Origin of the sequence: Microbacterium sp. (assembly GCF_047972865.1) — a bacterium.
Classification (GTDB): domain Bacteria; phylum Actinomycetota; class Actinomycetes; order Actinomycetales; family Microbacteriaceae; genus Microbacterium.
In genome coordinates, this window is the sequence record NZ_JBKEAY010000019.1 from 1 (window position 1) to 3,531 (window position 3,531).

Genomic DNA, 3,531 nt, shown 5'->3' on the forward strand with positions numbered 1-3,531 from the left:
GTCGCGCGGAGTGCGCACCGACCGAACGCGCTCATTCGGGCACGGCGGTGCGTACGGCTGCAGGTAGGAGCCGACGCGATGCACGTCGCCACCGCTTGTGCGTCAGGCGGTCTGCGCGCAGCAGCATCCGCTCGTCGCCGGTGAGGCGGCCGAGTGTGGATAGCGCGTTGGCCAGGTGCACGGCTCGGGCGTGGCGAGCAGCGGCGTCGTCGGCGGCGAGCTCCACGAGGAGCAGTGTGGCCCGTAGCAGAGCGCGGCCGGGCCGCAGCCGGGCCAGGCACAGCGCGTTGATCTGGGCGATGCGGATCGCCGCTCCGTGGTGCTGGCGCAAGTGCGCATACTCGTGGGCAACTACGGCGCGCACTTGTTCTGGCGTCAGCACCCGTTCAAGTTCGGAAGAGACATGGATCTGCGGCCGCGCGCCGGGGACCGCGTACGAGATCGGCTCGGCGGAGTCGAACCGGACCAGCGTGAACCCGCTACGCCGCTCGCTCGAGCGCGACAGCACGGGTGTCGCGCCCGCGCGGTGAAGACCGGCAAGCGGTTCTGCGTTGCTGCAGACGAAGCCGATCACTCCGCCGAGGATGCCCAGTGCACACCATCCGGTCGTGGTCAGCAGAACCGACTCGGCGATCGGTGCGCTTTCAGGAGCATGCAGCGTCGCGGCAACGCAGGCGGCGAACCCGAGGAGTGCCAGCAGGATGCCGAGGGAGAACGCACCGAACCACGCGGTCAGCGCGAGTCGGGGATGCAACATCTGCCATCGCCCCACCGTCAAGACGATGGGGGAGGCAAGCGCCACGACACCCGCGGCGATGAACCACACGGACACCCCCCAGAGCACGCGGTCAGCGTTTCTTGCCGGTGGGACCGAATGCCGATCGCAGCAGTGCCAGATCGTCGTCGTCGAGGTTGCCGGTGAATGCGAGCAGTGCCGCATGGCGGTCGGTCGCCGTGTGCAGCGCCGACAGCATCGTGTCGCTGGCTTGCGCCTCTGCGGAGCGCGCCGCGCGGAAGCGCACTTTGCGCGGTGAGTCACCGGAGCGGATGACGTCGCCCTTCTTTTCCAAGCGGGTCAGCGCTGTCATCAGCGTCGTGTAGGCCGGGACGTGCCCGGTGAACAGTTCACGCAGTTCCTGCGCGCTCAATGAGCCGTCGTGCGCACGCAGCAGCCGCAGCACTTCGCCTTCGAGCTCACCGCGCTCCCGAGTGCGTATTCCCGCCATGTGCGAACCTCCACGTCAACTCTACAAGATGTCTTCGATCGCTCCTCGGGTGATCGTGATCGGGGCGGTCACCACGCGATGACCTTCTCGGGGTGCAGCACGATGGTGACCGAGTAGTCGGATGCCATCTGCTCCATGTCCCACCCCAGCGCTGCGAGGCCGTCGGCGTACTTGGCGAGATACTGATCGCCCAGTCGGTTGACCCACACGGCCGTCGGTTCGTCCGACAGCTCTGCCGTCCCCTGCAGCACCTGCATGAACTCGCCGCTCGGGCCGGACTCCAGGTGCAGGAGTGCCCGCGGATCGGCGCGCAGGTTCTTCGTCTTCGCCGCGTTCGGCTGGCTGAACACCACGATCTGCTCTTCGTGCCAGAGAAACCACACCGGCACGGCGTGCGGGTAGCCGTCGCGGCCGGTCCTGCCGAGCCATCCGATCCGTTCGGTCTGCAGTCGCCCGATCAGCTTCTCGTGCACCGGGTCGGTCGGGTCGAGTCGAAAGCCACTCATGTCACTCCTCTGATTCTGTGCAGACCAGTCTCCACCTTCAGCCTTCAGCCTCACCTGCCGCGCCGGCGCCCGACACGAAATCTGCGGGACGAGGGGTCCGCGCGCAAGGGCGGGTGGCACTAGCGTGGCAGACGTGCGAGGCAGGCTGCGGCGGTGGCTCAGGAAGACGGGCATGAGTAGGACGACGTTGCGCAAGGATGCCGTCGCCGGACTCGTTCTGGGTGTCGAGTCGGTTCCAGATGGGCTGGCGTCGGGGGTGCTCGCCGGTGTCAATCCGCTGGCCGGCCTCTACGGGTACCTGTTCGGCATGGTCGGGGCCGCGTTCGCCACCAGCAGTGCGTTCATGGCGGTGCAGGCCACCGGCGCCATGGCCCTCGTCGTCGCCGACGCCGACCTTGCCAGCCGCCCCGACCCCGACCGTGCGCTGTACACCCTCGCGATGCTCACCGGCGTCGTGATGATCGTCGCCGGTGTGCTGCGGCTGGGCACGCTGGTGCGTTTCGTGCCGACCGCCGTGATGACCGGATTCATCACCGCCATTGGCGTGAACATCGTGCTCGGGCAACTCGGGAACTTCACGGGGTTCGACGCGCAGGGCGCCAATCGCCTGCTCAAGACGGTGGACCTGGTTGCCCACCTGTTCCAGTGGAGTCTGCCCGCTCTTGCGGTCGGCGGTGTCACCCTCGCGGTGATCATGCTGCTTCAACCCACCCGGGCGGGGTCGCTGGGACTGGTCATCGCGGTCATCGCCGGATCGCTCGCCGCGTGGCTGCTCAACCTCTGGATCGCCACGCCGGTGTCGCAGATCGGCGACCTCGTCGACGTGCCGCGGGGTCTTCCCGCGCCGGTGCTGCCGACGATCGACGACATGTTGTACCTGTCCATCCCGGCCACCTCACTCGCGTTCGTGGGGCTTGTGCAGGGCGCGGGCGTGTCCGCCGGCATCCCCACGCCCAGCGGCAAACCCGCCGACGCGTCCCGCGACTTCATCGGGCAGGGTGTCGGCAACCTTGTCGCCGGCGTCTTCAGGGGGATGCCGGTGGGCGGCTCCATGTCGGCGTCAGCGCTGGTCGTGCAGGCCGGGGCGCGCTCGCGCGCGTCGCTTCTGATCGCGGGTGCCGTGATGGCGGTCGTGATCCTGCTGGCGGCAGACCTGGTCGCGTTTGTGGCGATGCCCTCCCTGGCGGCCCTGTTGATCTATGTCGGCCTCGCGTCGATCAAGCCGAGCCGCATCTACTCGGTGCTGCGCAGCAGCACGCTGCAGGCGGTCGTGATGGCGACCACGTTCGTGCTGACGGTGATCATCCCGCTGCAGTTCGCCGTGTTGGTCGGAGTGGGTCTGGGTGTCGTGCTGTTCGTCGCTCAGCAGTCCAACCGGGTGCGGGTACGACGGCTGGAGTTCGGCGGCGACGGACGTCTGCGCGAGTCCGACCCCCCGCCCGCGGTTGCGGCGAGGGAGATCGTCATCCTGCAGCCCTACGGGAGCCTGTTCTTCGCGAGCGCGCCGATCCTCGAGAGCCAACTGCCGACCGTGTCGCGCGAGTCCGAGGGGGCGATCGTGATCATCCGACTGCGCGGAACCGACGAACTCGGCCTGGCCCAGGTGGAGGTTCTGCGCCGCTACGCCCATGCGCTGCGCGATGCGAACGCCACCCTGAAACTCGTCGTCAGCGAGGATCGGGTCGTCCGCCAACTCGAAGCGGGCGGGCTGCGCGGTGAGTTGGGTGAGGAACACCTGTATCGCGGCACGGAGTGGGTGACCGCAACACTGCGTCGCGCGTATCGCGATGCCCGGCGAC

4 protein-coding genes are annotated in these 3,531 nt (G+C 68.3%); 1 reads left to right on the forward strand and 3 read right to left on the reverse strand.

The window, feature by feature from the left end; genetic code table 11:
* Positions 1–31 precede the first annotated feature (31 nt).
* From ACK5KK_RS01180 to ACK5KK_RS01190, 3 genes are all read right to left on the reverse strand, one after another.
* A complete protein-coding gene (locus ACK5KK_RS01180; protein WP_416888261.1) occupies positions 32–844 on the reverse strand; it encodes a M48 family metalloprotease in 813 nt (270 codons plus the stop codon).
* Between the two features lie 4 nt (positions 845–848).
* Positions 849–1,226 carry a BlaI/MecI/CopY family transcriptional regulator gene (locus ACK5KK_RS01185; protein ID WP_416888262.1) on the reverse strand — a complete coding sequence of 126 codons (378 nt, stop codon included), beginning with the start codon at positions 1,224–1,226 and terminating at the stop codon, positions 849–851.
* 68 nt (positions 1,227–1,294) lie between these two features.
* Positions 1,295–1,732, reverse strand: a complete 438-nt coding sequence (locus tag ACK5KK_RS01190; protein WP_416888263.1) for a pyridoxamine 5'-phosphate oxidase family protein — start codon at positions 1,730–1,732, stop codon at positions 1,295–1,297.
* Between the two features lie 172 nt (positions 1,733–1,904).
* Between ACK5KK_RS01190 and ACK5KK_RS01195 the strand changes: the two genes are divergently transcribed.
* A partial coding sequence (locus ACK5KK_RS01195) for a SulP family inorganic anion transporter (RefSeq protein ID WP_416888264.1) occupies positions 1,905–3,531 on the forward strand: 1,627 nt, incomplete at its 3' end.